Consider the following 17,016-nt stretch of genomic DNA (forward strand, 5'->3'; position numbering starts at 1 on the left):
GATCTTATCCCAACGCACATTCCTTTGCACAGCGAGTTAAACGAACTCGAGCAGAAAACATCGCGACGGCAAACCGTTGGGCATTCGGCCGCCGGAAAGTTGCGACGCGAGAACGTTTTTCTCAAGAGTCTGCACCGGCGCATGTTCGAACGTGTCTGGCGCTGGGATGGAAAATTCCGAACGACGGAGCGCAATCTCGGCGTCGCCGCCGCATCTGATCGAAGTTTCACTGCATCAGGTACTCGACGACGCAAGGTATGGGGTCGAGAACAACACCTATCCTCCGGACGAACTTGCCGTTCGCTTCCATAACCGCCTGGTATCCGTACACCCGTTTCCAAACGGCAACGGCCGCTGGTCACGATTGGCTGCTGATGTGTTCGTCGTGCAGCTTGGAGGCAAACGCTTCACATGGGGCGGCGCGGCCACTCTGCACGATCATGAACTGGCCAAATCATCACTCTGGCAGATCCCTGGCAAAGTCCCGCATCACAACAAAGAGCTCATAGCCGGATTTGTGCCAAAACGATTCGAACGTGATGGTTTTCCCATCAAGGTCCGGAGTCAGAGAGATGCCGCGCCACGTGATGGGGAATTTCTCTGGCTTGTATCGTGAAAAATCGAAACGGAAATTGTGCGATACCGTATTCCGGATGACTCGCGCATATTCGTACCAGTCCGCGTCGCGAAGCTTTTTGACCATCCTGCTTCCGGGGCTCGAGCGATCATAATCCTCGCAATAATCATCTAACAGTTCATACGGGACGCGAATGAGGGCATGAAGTTGATTCAGCACAAAGTCGGCAGTGATCGAAAACCACGACGTGTCTTGCTCAATCAGCCTTGCAAGATCGGAGTAAGATACCCAGGTGTCGAGCACCTTCATCTGCAGGCCTCGCGCTTCTTCGATCGCACTTGGCTTATACTGAGCACCACCTTCGAGCCAGTGGCTCGAGATAATAGCCAGCCGATAACATCGGTCTTGCCGCGCAAACTCGTCGAGAATATCCGATTTTGTAAAGCGCATGACAGCTCGGGCGACGATTCGCAGTATATATTTGCCTCAAAGTATAGAGACCTAACGGTGTATCGCGGAAGGAGGTTGTTATTCAGTGAGGACAGAAATTCGACTGACCATAGGCCACGTTTCGCTGGACTATGCGAAAAACGACATGGGATTCGATTATGGTCTCTTGTTTCAGGATGGCGATCTCACTCGATGTCGGTCGGACCGCCATCAACTATGACTACTACCAGAACAATCCAGAAGAGCAGAGCGAACTCGCCGCGCATGAAGCCGCGTTCGTAAGACCGCTTAAGCGCGTGCTCCCAAGGCTTCAGCTGCTCGGATACACGCTTGAACACGCCCGGGCTGAGTATGAGTCGCTGGTCGACTCCACGATGGAGACGACTGATAACGCTCCGCCCGAAGAAGCGGAATTAGCGTCCATTCTGACATTTGAGGAATTTTGCTCGCTTGCGTGCCGATATCCGATTTCCAGTCTTTCATCTGAATACATCGAGTTTGATACGCCCGAGCGCGAGCAACTCGCCCAGGGGCGGTTGGCAAATGATGATGATATCGATCGTGTCCCGTGGGCCGGCAACTCGGACCTGTACTGGTCCGAAGCGAGCTATTTTTCGTCAAAACTATGTGTGCTTAGTGCGCCGGCAATGCTGCAAGTATTTGGCCTCAGTCCGGCGAATGCAGAAGCCGATGTTATTTGGCAATTTGGGCCGCTGGTGAACGCGGGCTGGGCCGCCCGGGAGTCATTCCAATCTGGAGCGAGGCGAGCCCAATCCATTCTGGTTGCCACCGAAGGCGCATCGGATGCGCGCATCGTCAGTCGCGCTCTCGAAATCTTGCGGCCGGACGTCGCTGATTTCTTCCGATTTATTGATGTAGAGGAGCGGCACCATTTTTGGGGGCACAGGCAATTTGGTAAAATTCGCGGAAGGCCTGCTCCGCATCGACATACAAAATAAAGTGCTGTTCCTGCTCGACAATGATGCTGAAGGGGTCGATGCCTATCGTAAACTTCAGGAATTGAGGCTCTCGAGCAAATGCACGCAATGCGGCTCCCCGATTTAGATGAATTTCGGAGCATGCCGGCGCGCGGGCCGGAAGGTGTTAGCGTCTGCGATATCAACGGACGGGCCGCTGCGATTGAGTGTTACTTGGATCTGAACCTTACTGGATAACCTAATGAGACAATGATGGTTCGGCTGAAACATTCCGAAAAGAGAATCCTCGAAGACGCACTCGACATGGGCGGCGGCTACGTACTCAATTTCTCAGATCGAACCTTTACTGAATTTTTTGACGACCACGGAATCACGATGTACCAAGAGACGTACGGCTTTAATGGAACCTCAAAGGCCAAACATATGCGGGCCATTATCGAAGTCGAGGACGCATTCACAGTTTGCCGGGTGCTGCGGCAGTTATGGGAGCATCGGGAGAGCATCCCTTTATATCAGAAGGCCGACATTACTGGGCAGCTGAAGACGAGATTCTTTGCTTTGGTCAGCCAGTTGGAAGGCGGCGATGGAATCGCGCGCACTGATGCTATTGACGGCTTCGCCCGCGACGAAACGCTAGAAGAACTCGTGGCGTCGATCGAACGCGACATCGGAGCTAACCGGCCCGCCGCTGCGATCGACCGACTTCACACGTACTGCATGAAAAAGTTCGGCCACCTGTTGGATGCGCGCGGCGTAGCCTGGGATCGGGGGGAGCCTCTACACAGCCGCGTCGGCAAGTATGTGAAGGCCCTTGGTCAGGAGCGGGACCTGCGCGACGTTACCGCCCAGATCATCAAGAATGCGATCGGCGTGTTCGACAAATTCAACCACGTGCGCAACAACCAGTCCCTCGCGCGCTAGACCAAGCCGAAGCGCGATTCGTCTATGACTCCATCACAGGTATTCTGCGGTTCATCAAGAGCATTGAGGCCAAGTTCGACGCTGCGAGTGTGACGACAATGGCGGCGGCAGCCAACGATAGGCATTAGTCGCGAGGCGCTCAAGGTTGGGCTGCGTACAACGATTGGGCTTTGGAAGTGGGCTTAGCCCGCCGAAGTGAGGGCTCACGCATGGTGGAGAGTGCCCCTACCGCGCTCAAAAGAAGCCGCTTGCAGGATCAACTGAAGTTGTCCATGCGCTGCTTTGCTCAAATTATTGATCGTCTCAGACCAGAACTTTTTTACCTCCGGAGAAATGTTGAGGAACTCTGACTGCGCGGCAGCAGGATTACTCAGGAACAAAAGACATATATCCCCTAACCGTTTATCCAGATCGTACAACTCTGCAGCTATCACGCTCGCCACTTTCCCCAATCTTTCATCCAAAGAAGCAACGGCGACAACATCGCCTAACACCTTCGGCAATACGAGGTGCATTTCTTGATCGTAAGAGTCGATTCGTTGTTTGGTGAGCGTTCCATTGTTCGCAGCCCATATAAGCCACGCCATTGAATGACTTGCTGCACCCAAATCAGCAGCCAATTGAGAAACTTTCAAGTTCACTTCCTTGATAAGTAAATCAGCACGAGCCGCTCGCACCTTACTCTCTTCCACCTCTCTCGAAGTTTGGCGTTGAAAAATTTGGGTGAAAAGTACCCCCAACAGCGCAATAGAAGCTCCGATGACGACGCCAATCGGTACGTATGCCTCCGTTGGAATATTAGGAAAGCGCATGTCAGTTTTCTCCTGGTCAAGAAAGACTTAGGATCTACAAGCTAGCCATCAGGCGCATGATGCCACAAATTGCACCGAGGCCTATGATCTTTCAGCCTTGGGCCGTTACCAAAAAGGGCGCGCAGGGCGGGCCGCCTGACGTACGAGCTGGATCGATGGTCATCGTCGGGCCTTAAACGCCGCCTCTGGATCGTGACACCATCTTGAAACGCAGTGATCCAGCATCCGCTGTAACAGCTTCGATGTGAACTGCTCGTTGTCGCTAGGATGCTCCGGGTCCGCGATGTCACAGGGTGCCGCTTCCCATGGCTTAAGCTGTAAGGTCCTGCTTTGGCAGCAGCTCGCGGCGAACATCGCAACCTTTTCCCACGGCTCATGCTTCAGTCAAGCTGGCGACCACGACCCTGTAATCGGGCTTCCTGCATCGAGCGCGACAACGCCAGATAATCGTGTTCCTCCATCGGCATCAGTGCGCACCACCGTTTCGCCACTTGTCGTCTGCATCCAGCCGGTCGAGCAGGTCAGCAACGGGATTGATCGGCCGTTCGGCCGCCAGCTTCCAAGCCGTCTTGCGTTCAAGTAGGCTCTGCGGCGTCAAGCGTAGTCGTGTGGCGACCGAGAATTGCAGACGAACAAGGTCGATGAATTGCTCCTGTTGCGCGTCTGCGGCCATGCTTTGCAGCCGCAGCGTGGTCCTGACATAGCTGGCGAGTAACGGGGCCTGATGCGGCGCGAAATGTTTTGCGCTGACTCTGCGACGATTTGGTTGAACAGAGATCGCTCGGCATTGGTCAAAGAGGCCGGCGGCGTCAAAGGCGGTGACAGGCTGTTCGCATCTTGAAGATCGCAGTAATCGTCGCGTAATCCCACATCGGCTGGAGCGGTGCGGTTATGTGCCGGTTCGGAAAGAGACAGATAGCCAAGGACGCTGGCAGATTGCTGGTAAGCGTCAGGTCATCTAAGCCCCTCGCAGATTTCATTGCTTTGCGCAGTACCGCCGCCGGTTTCGATTATCTGCTCGATAGTCACTACACCTCCTGAAACTTCCATTGACCAATTGTTGGGCCATTGTAGATGCCAATCGTGCGCCAGAGCAGAGCGAGTTGGCGGGCATCGGCAAGGATGCAATCATCGAACCAGTAAAGCTGGCACCGATACCTCGCGAACCTCCCAGCACCAACGCGTGATTGATCTTCTCATAGTCGCTGCACGCGCTGCGCCGACCAATTGAGGATGTCGTCCACTGCGTCAGGATAGAGCTTGGTGATGAGGTCAAGCCATGGCTGCACATCGGCGGGGTCGCCGTGAACAATGATCGGTGGTTGATATTCGTTGAAGCAGCTTGCGCCGATCTGTTTTGTCCAGCCACCATTCCGAATGATCCCGCCCCTGATCATCTCGGGCTCACCTGGAGCCCACGTCATCTGATCGACGGGATTGTACTTACTAATCCATTTACTGGCTGCAATAAGGATACGCTTGCCCTTGGCGTCGCGCTTGACCTTGCCGTTAGCGTTGAGCAGCGGTCGCGGCCTCAGTCGTTCGTTGATGATACTGGCTGGCCAATGCTGGCGCGACGGGATGTAGATGTAATCATGTTGCGGCGAATAGGCGACGAAGTCTCTGCATCTGACAAAGCGCGGCAGTTTATCGGCTGCTGATGCATTGTCGGTTGGCGCATTAGCGGCACATGACTTCAGTTGGTCCGGCAGATGCTCCTCATCCCACATGGTACTCCAGCTCGGCTGATCATAGTGGACGATGCCGAATATCGTCGCGGCTCCAAGAAACTTTGCCGGACTCTTTACCCATCGCCAGTCCCAGCTATAGGCCGCATACCTCTCTTCATGCTTGATCGGATTCTGGCGGCACCAGTTGAGAAAGGCTTTGCGGGCGCGAGGATAACCCCGCTGGCGCGATGAAAAGCCATGCCGATTTTGTTCCAGCCTTGCTCAAAGCCTTCAAGGACTACGACTTCGCCGGTCTTTGGATCAGCCAACTCCCATTTTGGATTCGGCCCCTCATTGGGTATCAGTGCAAGCGCCGCTATCAGCTTATCGACCGGCGCTTCCGGTTGTCGAGTATCTCGACCCATTGAGCGACAGCTACGATCACGAGCTTTACGCATCTACGTGCCTGATAGGGTTCGACTTCGCGGAGTTCTCGAAACTCGCGACCGTAGATCCTGGTAACATCGAAACCTTCTTTGCAAAACAGCTTGAGGCAGAGCTCGAAAAAGCCACCAAGTCTCTTCAGTCAATGCTCGCCAGCAAAAATATCAATCATCACCCTGTAATCGACGAGGCACATTCCGTCCAAGAAGGGGATAGTCGACGCGCGAAATTGGCTTTCAGGACAGGATCTGGATTTTTTTGGATTTTCAACTCATGTCCGGCGGCAAATCGAGATCGTCTTGGGTTTGCAGAATGAACGCAGACAAGCGTGAATGAATGCAAACGGGCGTTCATAATTTTGCATTCGCGCAAAAGAATTGGCTTTTTAAGTATTCAATTTCATTGACATTTTTGAACCTGCGGGCTTGGTCGCTCATAACGGTCTGGTTGCAGGTTCGAATCCTGCCGGGATCACCACTTCATTTCCCTGCTCCAGTTCTATTAATGGCTTGCTGGTCATTTTGGCTCACCGGGTTCGGAGGTGAGCCAACAGGTGTTGCCGATATGATCTTTGCACCGGCGCTCTCTGCGAGCTTTATCCGATTTGCCTCCTCAATGTAACGCTGTGCTTCGCCTATCGTCCTCCAGCCGAACCAAGCCATGAGTTGCGGCGCCGTCGCGTCGTTGAGAGCGTGATGAACAGCGGCGGCTTTCCGAAGGCCGTGAGCTCGACCCGGAACGCCGGCCTCTCTGCAGCGATCCGCGAACCAATTCCCGAATCCCGCAGCTGCGAATGGGTCTCCAGCTTCCGTCGTGAGAAACGCCAATTGATCGGTCTGTTCGTGCCGGCCGATCTCAGCGACTAGATCGGGCAGCAATGGGATATCGAACGCCACGTTTGTCTTCTGGCGCCGCATCGAGAGCCACCCGTTCTTGACGTGTTGGCGCCCCATCCGAGTGACGTCGCTGCGCGCGTGTCCGGTGTTGAGCAGAAGCCCGAGCGCCAGCCTCGCCTTGGTGCCCGGAGGATGGCGCTCCTTGTATTGCCGAACCTCGTCTTCGGTCCAGGTGTGGAAACCGCCCGTCTTCTTCGTCCTCGCGAACTTCAACCCGGGCAGCGGATCCACTTTGATCATGCCGAGGGAGAGGCAGTGATCGATGAAGCCACGCCTTGCCTTTTTGAAACTGCGCTGCGCGTTGGGTGTCTTCTTGTTGATGATGTTCTGCAAGGCCATCGAGTGCAGCAGCGCGACGCGTTTGTCACCATGGTCCTCTCGAAAGCGCTCGAGAATCGCGCGGCGCTGCTGCTGAGTCGACTTTGCGAGCCCTGTCGTGAATGCCGTCGATTGGTAATAGCTCACCAAGCCTGCATTGACGGTCTCAGGCAGCGTCGCCTTCGCGGCCTCGTATTCGGCCAGGAACTCCGGCGAGCCTGGAAAGCCGTGCAGCCGAGCCTTCGGGAGGCCTGGCCGTCTCAGGTAGAAGACAGGCTTGCCGTGCTGGGTCTCATAGCCGTGCCCCCCGGCGGCAGCTTCCACTTCATTTGACGTCATCCCATTCGTTGTGATCGGGGTCGGGGGGCGGCGACGGCGGCTTCACCTCGGATCGGTCTCCGCTCGCGAAGTGGATCACCGCCCCATCGGACGTTAATTCCAGTTTCTCGGCCTTCAGGCCGGCCTTGCTCGCTGCCTTCAAGGCTCGCTCCAAACCCAACTGCGTCGTCGCTGCCTGCCGCGGTGCCATCTTGCGCTCTCAAAGATCCCCCAATGGGTCTGATTGAGTTTAGGGCGTGGAGGAGCATCTCCGGGGCCGAAAAAGATGGGTACAAAGCGGTCATCAACGGGTTTCGGGGCGTTGGCGGACTTGACAGTGGACTTGCTCGGGCCTTGTTCGCGGCTGTGTTACGGACGGGAGAAAGGCAAATACCGACAGTTGGTTGGCCTTGCTACTCCCTGTGCGGGACGGCCCCGGGAGGTCGTCCAGGACAGCTAAGCGTCCCAGCTAACGAAGCGCTGCCGCGGCATCGGCGATAGCCCAATCCCGGTACTCCTCCGAGCCGACCGAGATGCCCGTGATCAATCTCCAGGCATCGAAAGGCAATTCGGACAGATATTCCAGCCGCTTACCCGCTTCTGTCATCGTCTTCGGCACGGACATGACCACCGCACAGAGGGTGAAACCCGAACCGTTGCGGTCCGAACTGAAGGCCTAAGCGAATGAGCAGACGAGGCAAGCCGATGAGCGTCGATCGCCACATCCGCAGGGAACCATGTGCTCGCATGCCTTCAAGATTTTCTCTGCTGTCGTCCAGTGCTCGCGCGCGCTCATCATCTTCCCCCAATCTGCATGATTGCAATTGTGTGCAACTAGGTGCAGATTGATTCAAACAGATTCGAGCGTCAAGGGAATTTCGATGGCCAAAACAGCGGCAATCTCAGTCCGAGTGCCTGACGACGTGAAGGCGGCCGTGGAAAAGGCGGCGGAGGCGGACAGCCGCAGCGTCGCATCGTTGGTCGAAAAGATCCTCGTCGATTACCTGAAAAAGAACGGCTATTTGAAGGGGCCGAAGCCGCGCGCGACGGTGCTCTAATGGCGGACGGAGGCGCTTCGCTATTCGGAATTCCGGTCGCCCAGATGATAGGCTTCGCCGTCACGATTGGGGCGTCCTTCCTGTCTGCGCGCTGGGGAAGTGCCGAGACCCGGAAGCAATTCACCAAGAAGATTGCAGATGATGAACGAGCCGCTGCGGCTGAGCTTATTCCGTTGCTGATGAGATTCGCTGCTGAGTGTGAGGATCGCAAAAGCAAACTCAGCCTGCACATGTCGAGCGACGGTCAAGCTGGCAACGATGAATCAATGGGCGGGATTCCGTTTCCGCCAGGGATACATTCGTCAGCGGCGCGTCTCGGCGAACGAATAACCGAGCGCGCCATCAAGCTCGAGCTCACGAAACAGAGGGCGGAAAGTTGGGTTATGGGAGCCCTCGACTTTCTCGATACCGAGGAGGTGAATGAGAAGATGCTTGGCTTCTTCGCGCTGCTCTCGCTGCGAGCGCGATATCTAGCTGACATGGCTGGTGAGCGGGTTGGGCTGAAAATGCGCCACGCAGAGGAAGACCTCGAACGGCTGCGCAAAGAGGCCTTCAAGTCTCAGAGAGAGATCGATTCCGGGGACGACACCAGGTGGTAAGGGCGGCATCGTTAATCGGTCATCCGGCGCGCCGCACGCGCAGCGAATCACAGAACCACTGCGGCAGCACAACTCGCGCGCGCAAGTGTTAAAATTAAGTTATCCCAGCCTTGCAATTTTTACGAGAAGTTCCCACGTTCACGGGATGTCCTCAGCCGGACATGAAGCGGCCCGGAAGGCGGTGACACGCCTACCGGGCCAAAACCCCACCTGGACGGCAGGGAGTTGTGATCACGTGCACAGTAACTATTGGTTAGACTGTAATTGTCAAGTGGCCACTTCGTTCCTGTCGTCCAATTCATCAAAGGACGACGAACTTGGCCATCAACTTCGAAACGACTAATCCGCCCGGACTCCTCAAGGCCTTCAAGAAAGCAATCGACGAAGGCCATGTAGTTACCTGGGCTTACGACAAAGACGGCGACTTCTATCACTCGCCCGAACAGTGGCGCGGTCGCGGTTGGCTGCGGCCCACACTCTACACCGGGCAGCTCACGATGAACTTCATCAAGAACAACACGCTGCGGACTAAGGCAGCCGATTACGCTGTTCTGCACGGTCGCTTCATCGAATCGATGCTGACGCATTGCGACAAGCTCTTCACCAATGCCACCGCGACGGCGCTCGCGACCAACGCCGACACCATCAACACGACGTCAGCCGCGCAACTGCAGGACGGAGGCCGTGCATCTTTGTTGCGCATGGCCTCCGGCCTAAGGAGTAGCCATGTCACCTGAACAAGCCGCCTACGAGATCCGCCAACTGCTGCGGCGAGAGCTCGACGACTGCGAGCGGGCAATCCGGAATGAGGATCTGCACCGCGCGCGAAACGAGCTTGACGATGCAATCCGCAAACTGAAGCGGATCGCCAATTCCCTTCAATGATTGGAGCAATCGAAATGTCGAAGCGACAAGTCTTTCATTCGGTACCCAAAGGCGATGGATGGGCTGTGGAGCAAAGCGGCAAGGTGATTTCCAATCACCGGACGCAGGCGGCTTCAGAGTCCGCGGCGATCAAGGCCGGCCATCGTGCTCAAGACAACGGCGGCCTCGGTCAAGCCGTGCTCCACAAGAGCAATGGTCAGATTCGCGAAGAGCGCACCTACGGCGCGGATCCTCGCAATATCAAAGGGTGAGCGACACGGGTACTGTTCTCCACGGAGAGCAGCGCTCTGGGCGTTACGCTGAATTTTTCAAGAATCTGGTAGGATTATGCGCCCCCTCGGAGCAATTGTTATCGCAGTGGCTGTCCTTGCACTTGGCCTCCTCGCCTATTTGAATAGACGAGTGCCGACAGCAGAGGAGATTGAGTTCGAGAGAAAGTTCGATCGCGATGCCATTCTGGTGCGAACGTGCGCCCCGGATCCAGGCGTCGCATCTGCAGCAACGCTCAAAGTTTATCGTTTCGAGGGCGAGTTGTGGTTCTGGGGACGCGGTCGATGGAGACGGGTCGACGGCAAACCTGAGACAGCCCGCGATCTCCTGGACATTGATGCAGCGCATCGCGCGCCTCCGACGCCGGCCGTGCAAACCTCCTCGAGCCCATTGTCTCGTCTGATTGATAGCTTCACACGACAAGACCCTGCGCCGACACCGCCGAAGGATATTTAGCCGAAGCCAAATAACTGACTCGTATGCCTTGGCCCTTGAGGCGTGACCCTGAAAGGAATGAGGATCTATGTCGATGCCTCCCTCTGTAACAGCACTCGTTGAGAGTGCATTCCAACTCGCCACCACGAAATATCCAGGCGAGCATGGTGCCTGGATTGATCTGGCATATCGACTGGCAGGGCGAGTTGGTTTGGCACCGATGGTGATGAGCGTCCAACGGCTCGGCAAGCCGGTAGAGTTTAGCGTAAGGCTTGGCGAGAGTCAGGACGCCGGGAGTGTTAGCATGCACTTCGAAGGCTCGACGTGGAGGCTCTCTGCCATCGGGCTACCACGAAAAGTGTTGTCTAGTATAGTGGATCGGCTACCGAGCCGCTGAGGCTCTCCGCGCCGTCGGCAAGGCCGGTGGCTGACGCTTGTCGTTGCTACAATAGATTTCCTCGTCATTGCGGCGCCCACTTCTCCGATTACTGGAAGCGGAGTTTTCGGGAATGGAGCCGTTACGTCCAAAAAAGTGAAGAAGCGCGTCCGACGCGAGTACACAGCGGCGGACATCAAACAGTTGCGCGCCCATTCAAGGGCACGGACCCCGGTCGCGAAGATCGCTAAAGCTATGAAGCGAACCGAGGCGTCCCTGCGTCAGAAAGCCAGAACGCTTGGCATGCCGCTCTGGCACGTTCGCTAGAGTCCCTCTTCGTTTCTAACGTTCGCGGAAGGTTTTTCCTATTCGGGGAAAGTATTTTCCATGGGAGAACCGACCGCGAACGTCACCGACCGAGTTGGTGATTCCTGCCGCGGAGCGCCCGGCCGGAGATTGCCGAAATAAAGACGGGATGTTCGCAACGATCTATAACCCAGGGATGATCTCAACCGATCCCGCGCCCGCACCGTTGCGCAAAATCATCCATATCGACATGGATGCATTCTATGCGTCCGTGGAGCAGCGCGACAATTCGGATTTGCGGGGCAAACCGGTCGCGGTCGGTGGCTCGGCCAGCGCGGCGTGGTCGCCGCAGCGAGCTATGAGGCACGTAAGTTTGGCGTGCGCTCAGCAATGCCCTCGGTGACAGCCAAACGCCAGTGTCCTGATCTGATCTTCGTCAAGCCGCGCTTTGAGGTCTACAAGGCGATCAGCCGGCAGATCCGCAAGATCTTCGCCGAACACCCGCCGATCATCGAGCCGCTATCTCTCGACGTGACCGAGAACCTGCAAGGCATTCCGTTCGCGAGAGACATCGCTCTACGCCTCCGCGAGAAGATCAAGGCCGAGACCGACCTCAACGCTTCGGCCGGCATCTCGACCACCGCAAGCGGAACGGACAGTTCGTCATCTCACCAGAAATGGGCCCGGTCTGCGTCGAGACGCTGCCGGTTGGCAAATTCCACGGCATCGGGCCCGCGACGAGCGCGAAGATGAATGCGCTCGGCATCTTCACCGGTTTGGATCTACGCAAGCAGACCATGCATTCTTGAGTGCGAACTTTGGTAAGGCAGGCGCCTATTACTATTGGATCTCGCGCGGCGTGGACGAGCGGCCCGTGCGAGCCAACCGGATCCGAAAATCGGTCGGCGCAGAAAACACTTTCCCGTCGGACCTGAGCGAGTTCGACATCATGGCCGCGGCGCTTCAGCCACTAATCGATAAGGTGTGGCACCACTGCCAAGCTGGCAACCGAGGTCGTACCGTGACCCTCAAGATCAAGTTCGCCGATTTTGAAATCGTCACAAGAAGTCGCTCGGTTGATACTCCGGTCTCGAGCCGGGTCGATCTTGAACGCATCGCGACAGGGCTGCTCAAGGCCGAGATGCCGATGCCAAAGCGGGTGCGCGTACTGGGCGTCTCGTTGTCGTCCTTGCTGTCGGGCGACGCGGCGGAGCCTCAGCTTCACCTGCCAATCTAACAGCACTCAGCCCTCCGCAGTTTGGAACACCCGCCACGCGAGCGACGTTCATTCTCGGAGATTTGGATGAAACATCGTTTGTTTATCGCTGCCGCCGCTGCGATCGTGACCGGCTTCGCCTCCTCGACGGCTGCCGTGGCGCAGGATCGCTACTGCCTACAGGGCCGGATCTGGGGCTATCCCGGCAACTGCCAGTTCGCCAGCTACGCCCAGTGCATGGCAAGCGCATGGGGAACGAACGCCTATTGCGGCATCAATCCTCGCTACCCTTACGCACGCCGCTACAGCGGATATCGGTGATCAACCTGGCTTCCAGAGCCAAGACTGTATCCTGCTTTGGCTTAACGTCGGGTTCGGCCGAACAGCGACATGGCAGCTGATCGATCCCTTACCGCAGTCGTCTTCTCTGGCGGCCTCGGGCTCGGCGGCTATCATGGCGGCGCATTCGAAGCCCTAATACCTGCCTCGCCTTCGATCGACTGGTTGGCAGGCTCGTCGGCGGGCGCGATCACGGCTGCGCTGATCGCGGGAAGCGCAAGCGCCGATCGCATCGGGACTCTCCGAAGCTATTGGCGGGGATCAGGCAGTGCGTCTGCAGCGCCAGATGTCAGCCGCCATCCTGCGCCTGGCTGAGCGCGATCAATACCCGCTTGTTCGGCCATGCCGGCTTCTTTCATCCCCGCTTGCCGATTTCGATCTCGCGCTTCGGCGGCTTTTACGACCTCGGTCCAACGCGCGAACGCCTCAGGCAATTGATCGATTTCGGCCGTCTCAACGACGGAGATCCGCGGATTACCCTTTGTGCCACCGACGTCGAAAGCGGCGACGCCGTGCTCTTCGACTCCGCGTCGGACCGGATCGACATGGACCACATCCTGGCGAGCTGCGGCTTTCTCCCCGAGTTCGCGCCGGTTCAGATCGCCGGCAGGTGGCTCGGAGATGGCGGATTCTCGCTGAACGCGCCATTTGACCCGGTTCTCGAAAGCGCGGCCTCGCTCCGCCTCTATGTGATCGATCTCTTTGCGCGCGACGGTAAAGTTCCGGACGGCATCGAGGCCGCGGCCGAACGAAAGAGCGACCTGACTTTCGGCAACCAGACCTTTCAGCGACTTGGCCACGCCCTCGAAGCCCGCCGACTACGCGCCGAATTGAAGGGCCTAGCGCACGACGACAGGGTCTATCTCCTGAGCTACCGGCCGGGCCTCGAAGAAGCTGGTCCCGAAAAATCCTTCGACCTGTCGGAATCCGCCATGCGCAACGATGGCGAGCCGGCTTTCTGGACATGCTCCATGCCGCGAGCCTCACTCCCGCCGGCAACGGAATTTGCAGCGTGCGGCGGCGCTCGTGAAATTACGCCACACCAAAGATCAAGCCGCTCTGCAGCGGGGGTCAATTGCCGAGGGCAAGCAAAGTGGGCCACATCGTTGCAAGGAGCCAGAGCATCAGCCCGAACCCGGCCCATATGCCCATCAACGTAAAGACTCGCTGGACGTAGTGCAGTGTCATGCCTTCGATAACTGGCGGGGTGAGGGCCGGAGTCGCCTATCCCCAGGGAATCAACATCGCGTAGGATCACACGGCAAGCTGACATCGACCTTACAGCGCAAGCAACGATGGCGCGCCGGGATCTCGGGCGGTGTTCGTCACCGCCACAGCCGACGGGCATGAGCCGCCAGCCGCTGTCGCTTGCGCGTCCTCTGTGATCTGGCTTTCCACACCCACGACGAGCAGTAGCCCGCGCGCGTCCCGCGGCCCAAGGGATTGATAATTTTGACTCTGCGCGACCATCGGCATCGTTGGGCGAATGCCTCGCCCTATACGACGCCACACCCCAACCCACGCCGACGGCCGGCCGCGCAAGATCACGTTCGGCCAGAGCGCGAGATGGGCTTGCGGTGCATCCTGGTCTACTGCCATTGCGGCCACCACGTTGCGCTGGATGCGGAACGCTGGCCGGACGAAATGCGGCTGTCCGACCTCAAGCCGCGGTTCGTCTGCTAAGGCTGCGGATCACGCAGCGCCGACGTTCGGCCGGACGTTGAGCGGGGTGATCCGCGGCGTGCGATTATGGGCCACTACAGCGGCCGCTAGCATGAGATCAGCGAGTCGGCCCCGGCCGGCATGCCATTTTGGGGGTAAGCCGGGGCCGCTGCGCTTGGTCTCGGTTGCACCAAGCAGAGGCGAGCCTACCGACAGGCGAACGGCCACTCTGTTCGCTTTCGCACAGTCCGTTGCCTATTTTTCCCCATCTGATTCAGATAGGCAAATGCAGCCGGGACATGAGCGGCGTACTCGCCACCTCCGCAGGTGATTGAGAGGCGATGGTGAGTGAAAGCGCGCGGCCAGCGAACAGATTTCTCATTCGCATGGGGGGCGTGGGTTGGATGGTTTACGATCGAGAGCGCCGGGGTCCGGCACTGATCGGCAGCGACTTGGCAGCGAGTTTGACGCGGGAGCAGGCCGAGCGAGCGTATGACATCCTTGTTGGCTCAGCAGGCGACTCTGAATAGGTTCTCGCCGGCCAGCTTGTGCCGCTAGTGCGGAGAGGAGCGCTGAGTTGAACTTGACCGATGAACGTGCCTTCGCCGACCCGGAAACCGCCGCGCGCAAGCTGGTGGAGATCGCCGCCGCCACGCCGGCCGTGCAGGACGGCCGGATCTACATCGAGCGGATCAACGCGCAATTCGTGGCCCTCTTGAAAGACAGCCGCGGCCATCTGGAGTTTGGCGCCGGCATCAACTTTGCGCATCGGACGCGGCTGGCTTTGGATGTACGAAAGCGGCACCGATGTGAAGCCGATGCCGCCGGGCCAAGTTCTATTGGGACAGTAGGAACTGAGAGTTCCCGCCGCCGTTGGTTCCGGCTGGCTTCCATCCGAGCTGGCGGATCGGCCCCGGCCTATTTGCGTCGAAACCCCAGTCGGGGCCGACACCCCTCTCGCTTCGAGGCCACGATGAAATGCACCACCTGTCGCCGATACCGGTTGTGTCTGCGAGAACCATCCTGATCGTCCCTGGGAAGGTCCGCAGGCCTGCAGCTGCGGTGGCGCCGGCGCGCCCTGCCCGGTCTGCAACGTCCCGGCCGATGGCGAGACATCGCGCATGCCCGAGGGCTTCCGGGTCGAGCTAGACCAGGATGGCTGGCGGCACTGAGCCACCGCCGTAAGTCGGACCGGCGACACCTGAGCTAGACTCCGGCATCGGCCAACGCCTCCGGGGCTATCTCTTCGCTAGCGGAACGGCGATAAATTTGCCGAGTTTTCCCGTTGGGCCCATGTTTGTGATGCGTGGGCCAGAAGGTGACTTGTGCCCCAGCTCACTTGTCCTTGGTGAGTTGGGGCTTTTTTCATTCGATCCCACGTCCCTGGGATTCGTTTGCCGCGTTGCCGCCAGCCAATAGTGTACAGTCAGTCCAAGTATCCTTGCGGATCCGGCCGCGTAGGAAATTATGCAACGGGAGCCCGGTTGCGGGCTGCGCCGAACGGCCTCAGCATCCGAGCCAGCCCCGGAAAAAGCTTGAGGCCGTTTTGCGTCTCCTCAAAAACCTGTGGCATGGCCATTGTCAAAGCTAGGCTGACTGGGATTTCAGTGCTCAGTCCGGGAATGAAAGTAAGCGCTGTTCAGCGGCCACCTACCCGATGACGGGGTGATCTGCGAGTCTGCGGTTCGGTTCGACCGTTAGGCTTAGAATGGACACAGTGCATACTGCTATCACGGAGCCGGTGCGACGGCTTGAGGTCTTCACCGGAGCCGGCCGTCGGCGGAAGTGGAGCGACGAGGACAAGGCGCGGATCGTCGCGGAGATCGTGGCGAGTGGCGACTCGGTGTGTTCCGTGGCTCGACGGCATGGATTGTCGCCGCAGCAGCTGTTTGGCTGGCGGCGTCAGTTGCGAGAAGCCGTTGGCGGTCATTCCGAAGCGGACGAAGTGCAGTTTGTGCCGGCGGTGGTGGACGCCGTGGTGCCGGTGCCGACCGCTCACCGGGAGCGCAGAGCGGTGCGCAAGGCAGATAGCGGGATCATCGAGATCGAAGTCGACGGCATCACGATCCGGGCCGGTCGTGGTGCGGACACGGCGATGATTGCGTCGATCGTCCAGGCGCTGAAGGCGAGCCGGTGATCGGTCCGTCGGGTGCGGTCCGGGTGATGGTGGCGACCAAACCGGTAGACTTCCGCAAGGGAATGGAGGGGCTTGCGACCCTGGTGCGCGAGAGCATGGGGGCTGACCCATTCTCGGGAGCTGTCTATGTGTTCAGGGCCAAGCGGGCGGATCGGATCAAGCTGGTGTTCTGGGACGGAACGGGTTTGTGTCTGTTCGCCAAGAGGCTCGAGGATGGAATCTTCCGCTGGCCGAAGATCGAGGACGGTGTGATGCGTCTGTCGGCGGCGCAATTGTCGGCGCTGCTGGAGGGGCTCGACTGGCGGCTTGTGCATGAAGCACGGGAGACGCCGGCGCCAACACAAGCGGGATAGTTGTTGGCGGCGCTGCGGCGAAGTGAATCAGGAGCG

The 17,016-nt window shown here is 58.2% G+C and carries 23 protein-coding genes and 2 pseudogenes; 18 read left to right on the plus strand and 7 right to left on the minus strand.

Translation table 11 applies throughout. The annotated features are described in order from the left end of the window. Positions 1–166: 166 nt before the first annotated feature. Positions 167–370, plus strand: a pseudogene (locus A5906_RS44055) (Fic family protein); the annotation flags it as partial. 87 nt (positions 371–457) lie between these two features. On the opposite strand, the gene A5906_RS44060 reads toward A5906_RS44055, so the two are convergent. Continuing rightward, complete coding sequence (locus A5906_RS44060; RefSeq protein WP_245326678.1) at positions 458–1,027, minus strand: hypothetical protein; 570 nt, start codon at positions 1,025–1,027, stop codon at positions 458–460. Between the two features lie 85 nt (positions 1,028–1,112). Between A5906_RS44060 and A5906_RS46330 the strand changes: the two genes are divergently transcribed. The 3 genes from A5906_RS46330 to A5906_RS07935 all read left to right on the plus strand — a co-directional run bounded on the left by A5906_RS46330 (position 1,113) and on the right by A5906_RS07935 (position 2,886). Beyond that, on the plus strand, positions 1,113–1,247 hold the full coding sequence (locus A5906_RS46330) for a HEPN/Toprim-associated domain-containing protein (protein ID WP_161495375.1): 135 nt from the start codon (positions 1,113–1,115) through the stop codon (positions 1,245–1,247). Then, positions 1,204–1,986, plus strand: a complete 783-nt coding sequence (locus A5906_RS07930; protein WP_080134676.1) for a HEPN/Toprim-associated domain-containing protein — start codon at positions 1,204–1,206, stop codon at positions 1,984–1,986. Before A5906_RS46330 ends, A5906_RS07930 begins: the two co-directional genes overlap by 44 nt. Positions 1,987–2,217: 231 nt before the next feature. Next, the gene (locus A5906_RS07935; RefSeq protein WP_145680185.1) at positions 2,218–2,886 is read left to right on the plus strand and encodes a hypothetical protein; all 669 of its coding nucleotides are present in this window, start codon (positions 2,218–2,220) and stop codon (positions 2,884–2,886) included. A 203-nt stretch (positions 2,887–3,089) separates the two neighbouring features. Here the strand turns inward: A5906_RS07935 and A5906_RS41165 are convergent, their stop codons facing one another. From A5906_RS41165 to A5906_RS07950, 3 genes are all read right to left on the minus strand, one after another. After that, complete coding sequence (locus A5906_RS41165; protein ID WP_136615046.1) at positions 3,090–3,698, minus strand: hypothetical protein; 609 nt, start codon at positions 3,696–3,698, stop codon at positions 3,090–3,092. Between the two features lie 466 nt (positions 3,699–4,164). Then, on the minus strand, positions 4,165–4,371 hold the full coding sequence (locus tag A5906_RS07945) for a hypothetical protein (protein WP_080134679.1): 207 nt from the start codon (positions 4,369–4,371) through the stop codon (positions 4,165–4,167). A 523-nt stretch (positions 4,372–4,894) separates the two neighbouring features. Then, positions 4,895–5,428: a hypothetical protein gene (locus A5906_RS07950; protein ID WP_080134680.1), complete on the minus strand. Its 534-nt coding sequence runs from the start codon at positions 5,426–5,428 to the stop codon at positions 4,895–4,897. A gap of 188 nt (positions 5,429–5,616) precedes the next feature. On the opposite strand from A5906_RS07950, the gene A5906_RS42900 reads away from it, so the two are divergent. Further along, positions 5,617–5,796 (plus strand): hypothetical protein, encoded by a 180-nt coding sequence (locus A5906_RS42900; RefSeq protein WP_080134681.1) that lies wholly within the window; start codon positions 5,617–5,619, stop codon positions 5,794–5,796. Further along, the gene (locus A5906_RS41170) at positions 5,793–6,128 is read left to right on the plus strand and encodes a hypothetical protein (RefSeq protein WP_136615047.1); all 336 of its coding nucleotides are present in this window, start codon (positions 5,793–5,795) and stop codon (positions 6,126–6,128) included. The genes A5906_RS42900 and A5906_RS41170 overlap by 4 nt, the downstream gene beginning before the upstream one ends. Before the next feature lie 163 nt (positions 6,129–6,291). Here the strand turns inward: A5906_RS41170 and A5906_RS07960 are convergent, their stop codons facing one another. From A5906_RS07960 to A5906_RS42485, 3 genes are all read right to left on the minus strand, one after another. Next, positions 6,292–7,365, minus strand: a complete 1,074-nt coding sequence (locus A5906_RS07960; RefSeq protein ID WP_080134682.1) for a tyrosine-type recombinase/integrase — start codon at positions 7,363–7,365, stop codon at positions 6,292–6,294. Continuing rightward, positions 7,352–7,555 carry a hypothetical protein gene (locus A5906_RS07965; RefSeq protein ID WP_080134683.1) on the minus strand — a complete coding sequence of 68 codons (204 nt, stop codon included), beginning with the start codon at positions 7,553–7,555 and terminating at the stop codon, positions 7,352–7,354. Before A5906_RS07965 ends, A5906_RS07960 begins: the two co-directional genes overlap by 14 nt. Positions 7,556–7,813: 258 nt before the next feature. Continuing rightward, entirely contained in the window at positions 7,814–7,969 is a 156-nt protein-coding gene (locus tag A5906_RS42485; protein ID WP_161495376.1) for a hypothetical protein, read from the minus strand. A gap of 256 nt (positions 7,970–8,225) precedes the next feature. Here A5906_RS42485 and A5906_RS07970 point away from each other — a divergent pair, with 256 nt between their 5' ends. From A5906_RS07970 to tnpB, 12 genes and pseudogenes are all read left to right on the plus strand, one after another. Further along, positions 8,226–8,402 carry a ribbon-helix-helix domain-containing protein gene (locus A5906_RS07970; protein WP_080134684.1) on the plus strand — a complete coding sequence of 59 codons (177 nt, stop codon included), beginning with the start codon at positions 8,226–8,228 and terminating at the stop codon, positions 8,400–8,402. Between the two features lie 44 nt (positions 8,403–8,446). After that, positions 8,447–9,001, plus strand: coding sequence for a hypothetical protein (locus A5906_RS07975; protein ID WP_136615048.1), 555 nt, complete (start codon positions 8,447–8,449; stop codon positions 8,999–9,001). 317 nt (positions 9,002–9,318) lie between these two features. After that, positions 9,319–9,738 carry a hypothetical protein gene (locus A5906_RS07980; RefSeq protein WP_080134686.1) on the plus strand — a complete coding sequence of 140 codons (420 nt, stop codon included), beginning with the start codon at positions 9,319–9,321 and terminating at the stop codon, positions 9,736–9,738. Between the two features lie 162 nt (positions 9,739–9,900). Then, on the plus strand, positions 9,901–10,137 hold the full coding sequence (locus tag A5906_RS07985; RefSeq protein WP_080135221.1) for a DUF2188 domain-containing protein: 237 nt from the start codon (positions 9,901–9,903) through the stop codon (positions 10,135–10,137). Between the two features lie 938 nt (positions 10,138–11,075). After that, positions 11,076–11,294, plus strand: a complete 219-nt coding sequence (locus A5906_RS46335) for a hypothetical protein (protein WP_080134687.1) — start codon at positions 11,076–11,078, stop codon at positions 11,292–11,294. A gap of 175 nt (positions 11,295–11,469) precedes the next feature. Next, positions 11,470–12,510: pseudogene (gene dinB / locus A5906_RS46140) on the plus strand (DNA polymerase IV). 66 nt (positions 12,511–12,576) lie between these two features. Beyond that, positions 12,577–12,810, plus strand: a complete 234-nt coding sequence (locus tag A5906_RS08000) for a DUF3551 domain-containing protein (RefSeq protein WP_080134688.1) — start codon at positions 12,577–12,579, stop codon at positions 12,808–12,810. A 69-nt stretch (positions 12,811–12,879) separates the two neighbouring features. Next, a complete protein-coding gene (locus tag A5906_RS46145) occupies positions 12,880–13,143 on the plus strand; it encodes a patatin-like phospholipase family protein (protein WP_347337594.1) in 264 nt (87 codons plus the stop codon). A gap of 17 nt (positions 13,144–13,160) precedes the next feature. Then, a complete protein-coding gene (locus A5906_RS08005; RefSeq protein WP_245326635.1) occupies positions 13,161–13,988 on the plus strand; it encodes a patatin-like phospholipase family protein in 828 nt (275 codons plus the stop codon). Between the two features lie 1,085 nt (positions 13,989–15,073). Further along, positions 15,074–15,517, plus strand: coding sequence for a hypothetical protein (locus tag A5906_RS44085; RefSeq protein ID WP_245326636.1), 444 nt, complete (start codon positions 15,074–15,076; stop codon positions 15,515–15,517). A 681-nt stretch (positions 15,518–16,198) separates the two neighbouring features. After that, positions 16,199–16,627 (plus strand): IS66-like element accessory protein TnpA, encoded by a 429-nt coding sequence (gene tnpA / locus A5906_RS08020; protein ID WP_080134689.1) that lies wholly within the window; start codon positions 16,199–16,201, stop codon positions 16,625–16,627. Further along, complete coding sequence (gene tnpB, locus A5906_RS08025) at positions 16,624–16,980, plus strand: IS66 family insertion sequence element accessory protein TnpB (protein WP_041960907.1); 357 nt, start codon at positions 16,624–16,626, stop codon at positions 16,978–16,980. Before tnpA ends, tnpB begins: the two co-directional genes overlap by 4 nt. Positions 16,981–17,016 lie beyond the last annotated feature (36 nt).

This window comes from Bradyrhizobium sacchari (assembly GCF_002068095.1).
Classification (GTDB): domain Bacteria; phylum Pseudomonadota; class Alphaproteobacteria; order Rhizobiales; family Xanthobacteraceae; genus Bradyrhizobium; species Bradyrhizobium sacchari.

What these genes read in the sequence shown, in the direction of transcription:
- A5906_RS46145 (WP_347337594.1), top strand. Translation starts at nt 12,880, where the DNA reads ATGGCAGCTGATCGATCCCTTACCGCAGTCGTCTTCTCTGGCGGCCTC.
- A5906_RS07930 (WP_080134676.1), top strand. Translation starts at nt 1,204, where the DNA reads ATGGCGATCTCACTCGATGTCGGTCGGACCGCCATCAACTATGACTAC.
- A5906_RS41165 (WP_136615046.1), bottom strand. Translation starts at nt 3,698, where the DNA reads ATGCGCTTTCCTAATATTCCAACGGAGGCATACGTACCGATTGGCGTC.
- A5906_RS44060 (WP_245326678.1), bottom strand. Translation starts at nt 1,027, where the DNA reads ATGCGCTTTACAAAATCGGATATTCTCGACGAGTTTGCGCGGCAAGAC.
- A5906_RS08000 (WP_080134688.1), top strand. Translation starts at nt 12,577, where the DNA reads ATGAAACATCGTTTGTTTATCGCTGCCGCCGCTGCGATCGTGACCGGC.
- A5906_RS07975 (WP_136615048.1), top strand. Translation starts at nt 8,447, where the DNA reads ATGATAGGCTTCGCCGTCACGATTGGGGCGTCCTTCCTGTCTGCGCGC.
- A5906_RS42485 (WP_161495376.1), bottom strand. Translation starts at nt 7,969, where the DNA reads ATGTCCGTGCCGAAGACGATGACAGAAGCGGGTAAGCGGCTGGAATAT.
- A5906_RS07960 (WP_080134682.1), bottom strand. Translation starts at nt 7,365, where the DNA reads ATGACGTCAAATGAAGTGGAAGCTGCCGCCGGGGGGCACGGCTATGAG.
- tnpA (WP_080134689.1), top strand. Translation starts at nt 16,199, where the DNA reads ATGGACACAGTGCATACTGCTATCACGGAGCCGGTGCGACGGCTTGAG.
- A5906_RS07970 (WP_080134684.1), top strand. Translation starts at nt 8,226, where the DNA reads ATGGCCAAAACAGCGGCAATCTCAGTCCGAGTGCCTGACGACGTGAAG.
- A5906_RS07945 (WP_080134679.1), bottom strand. Translation starts at nt 4,371, where the DNA reads ATGGCCGCAGACGCGCAACAGGAGCAATTCATCGACCTTGTTCGTCTG.
- A5906_RS07965 (WP_080134683.1), bottom strand. Translation starts at nt 7,555, where the DNA reads ATGGCACCGCGGCAGGCAGCGACGACGCAGTTGGGTTTGGAGCGAGCC.
- A5906_RS07935 (WP_145680185.1), top strand. Translation starts at nt 2,218, where the DNA reads ATGGTTCGGCTGAAACATTCCGAAAAGAGAATCCTCGAAGACGCACTC.
- A5906_RS42900 (WP_080134681.1), top strand. Translation starts at nt 5,617, where the DNA reads ATGAAAAGCCATGCCGATTTTGTTCCAGCCTTGCTCAAAGCCTTCAAG.
- A5906_RS07985 (WP_080135221.1), top strand. Translation starts at nt 9,901, where the DNA reads ATGTCGAAGCGACAAGTCTTTCATTCGGTACCCAAAGGCGATGGATGG.
- A5906_RS07950 (WP_080134680.1), bottom strand. Translation starts at nt 5,428, where the DNA reads ATGTGGGATGAGGAGCATCTGCCGGACCAACTGAAGTCATGTGCCGCT.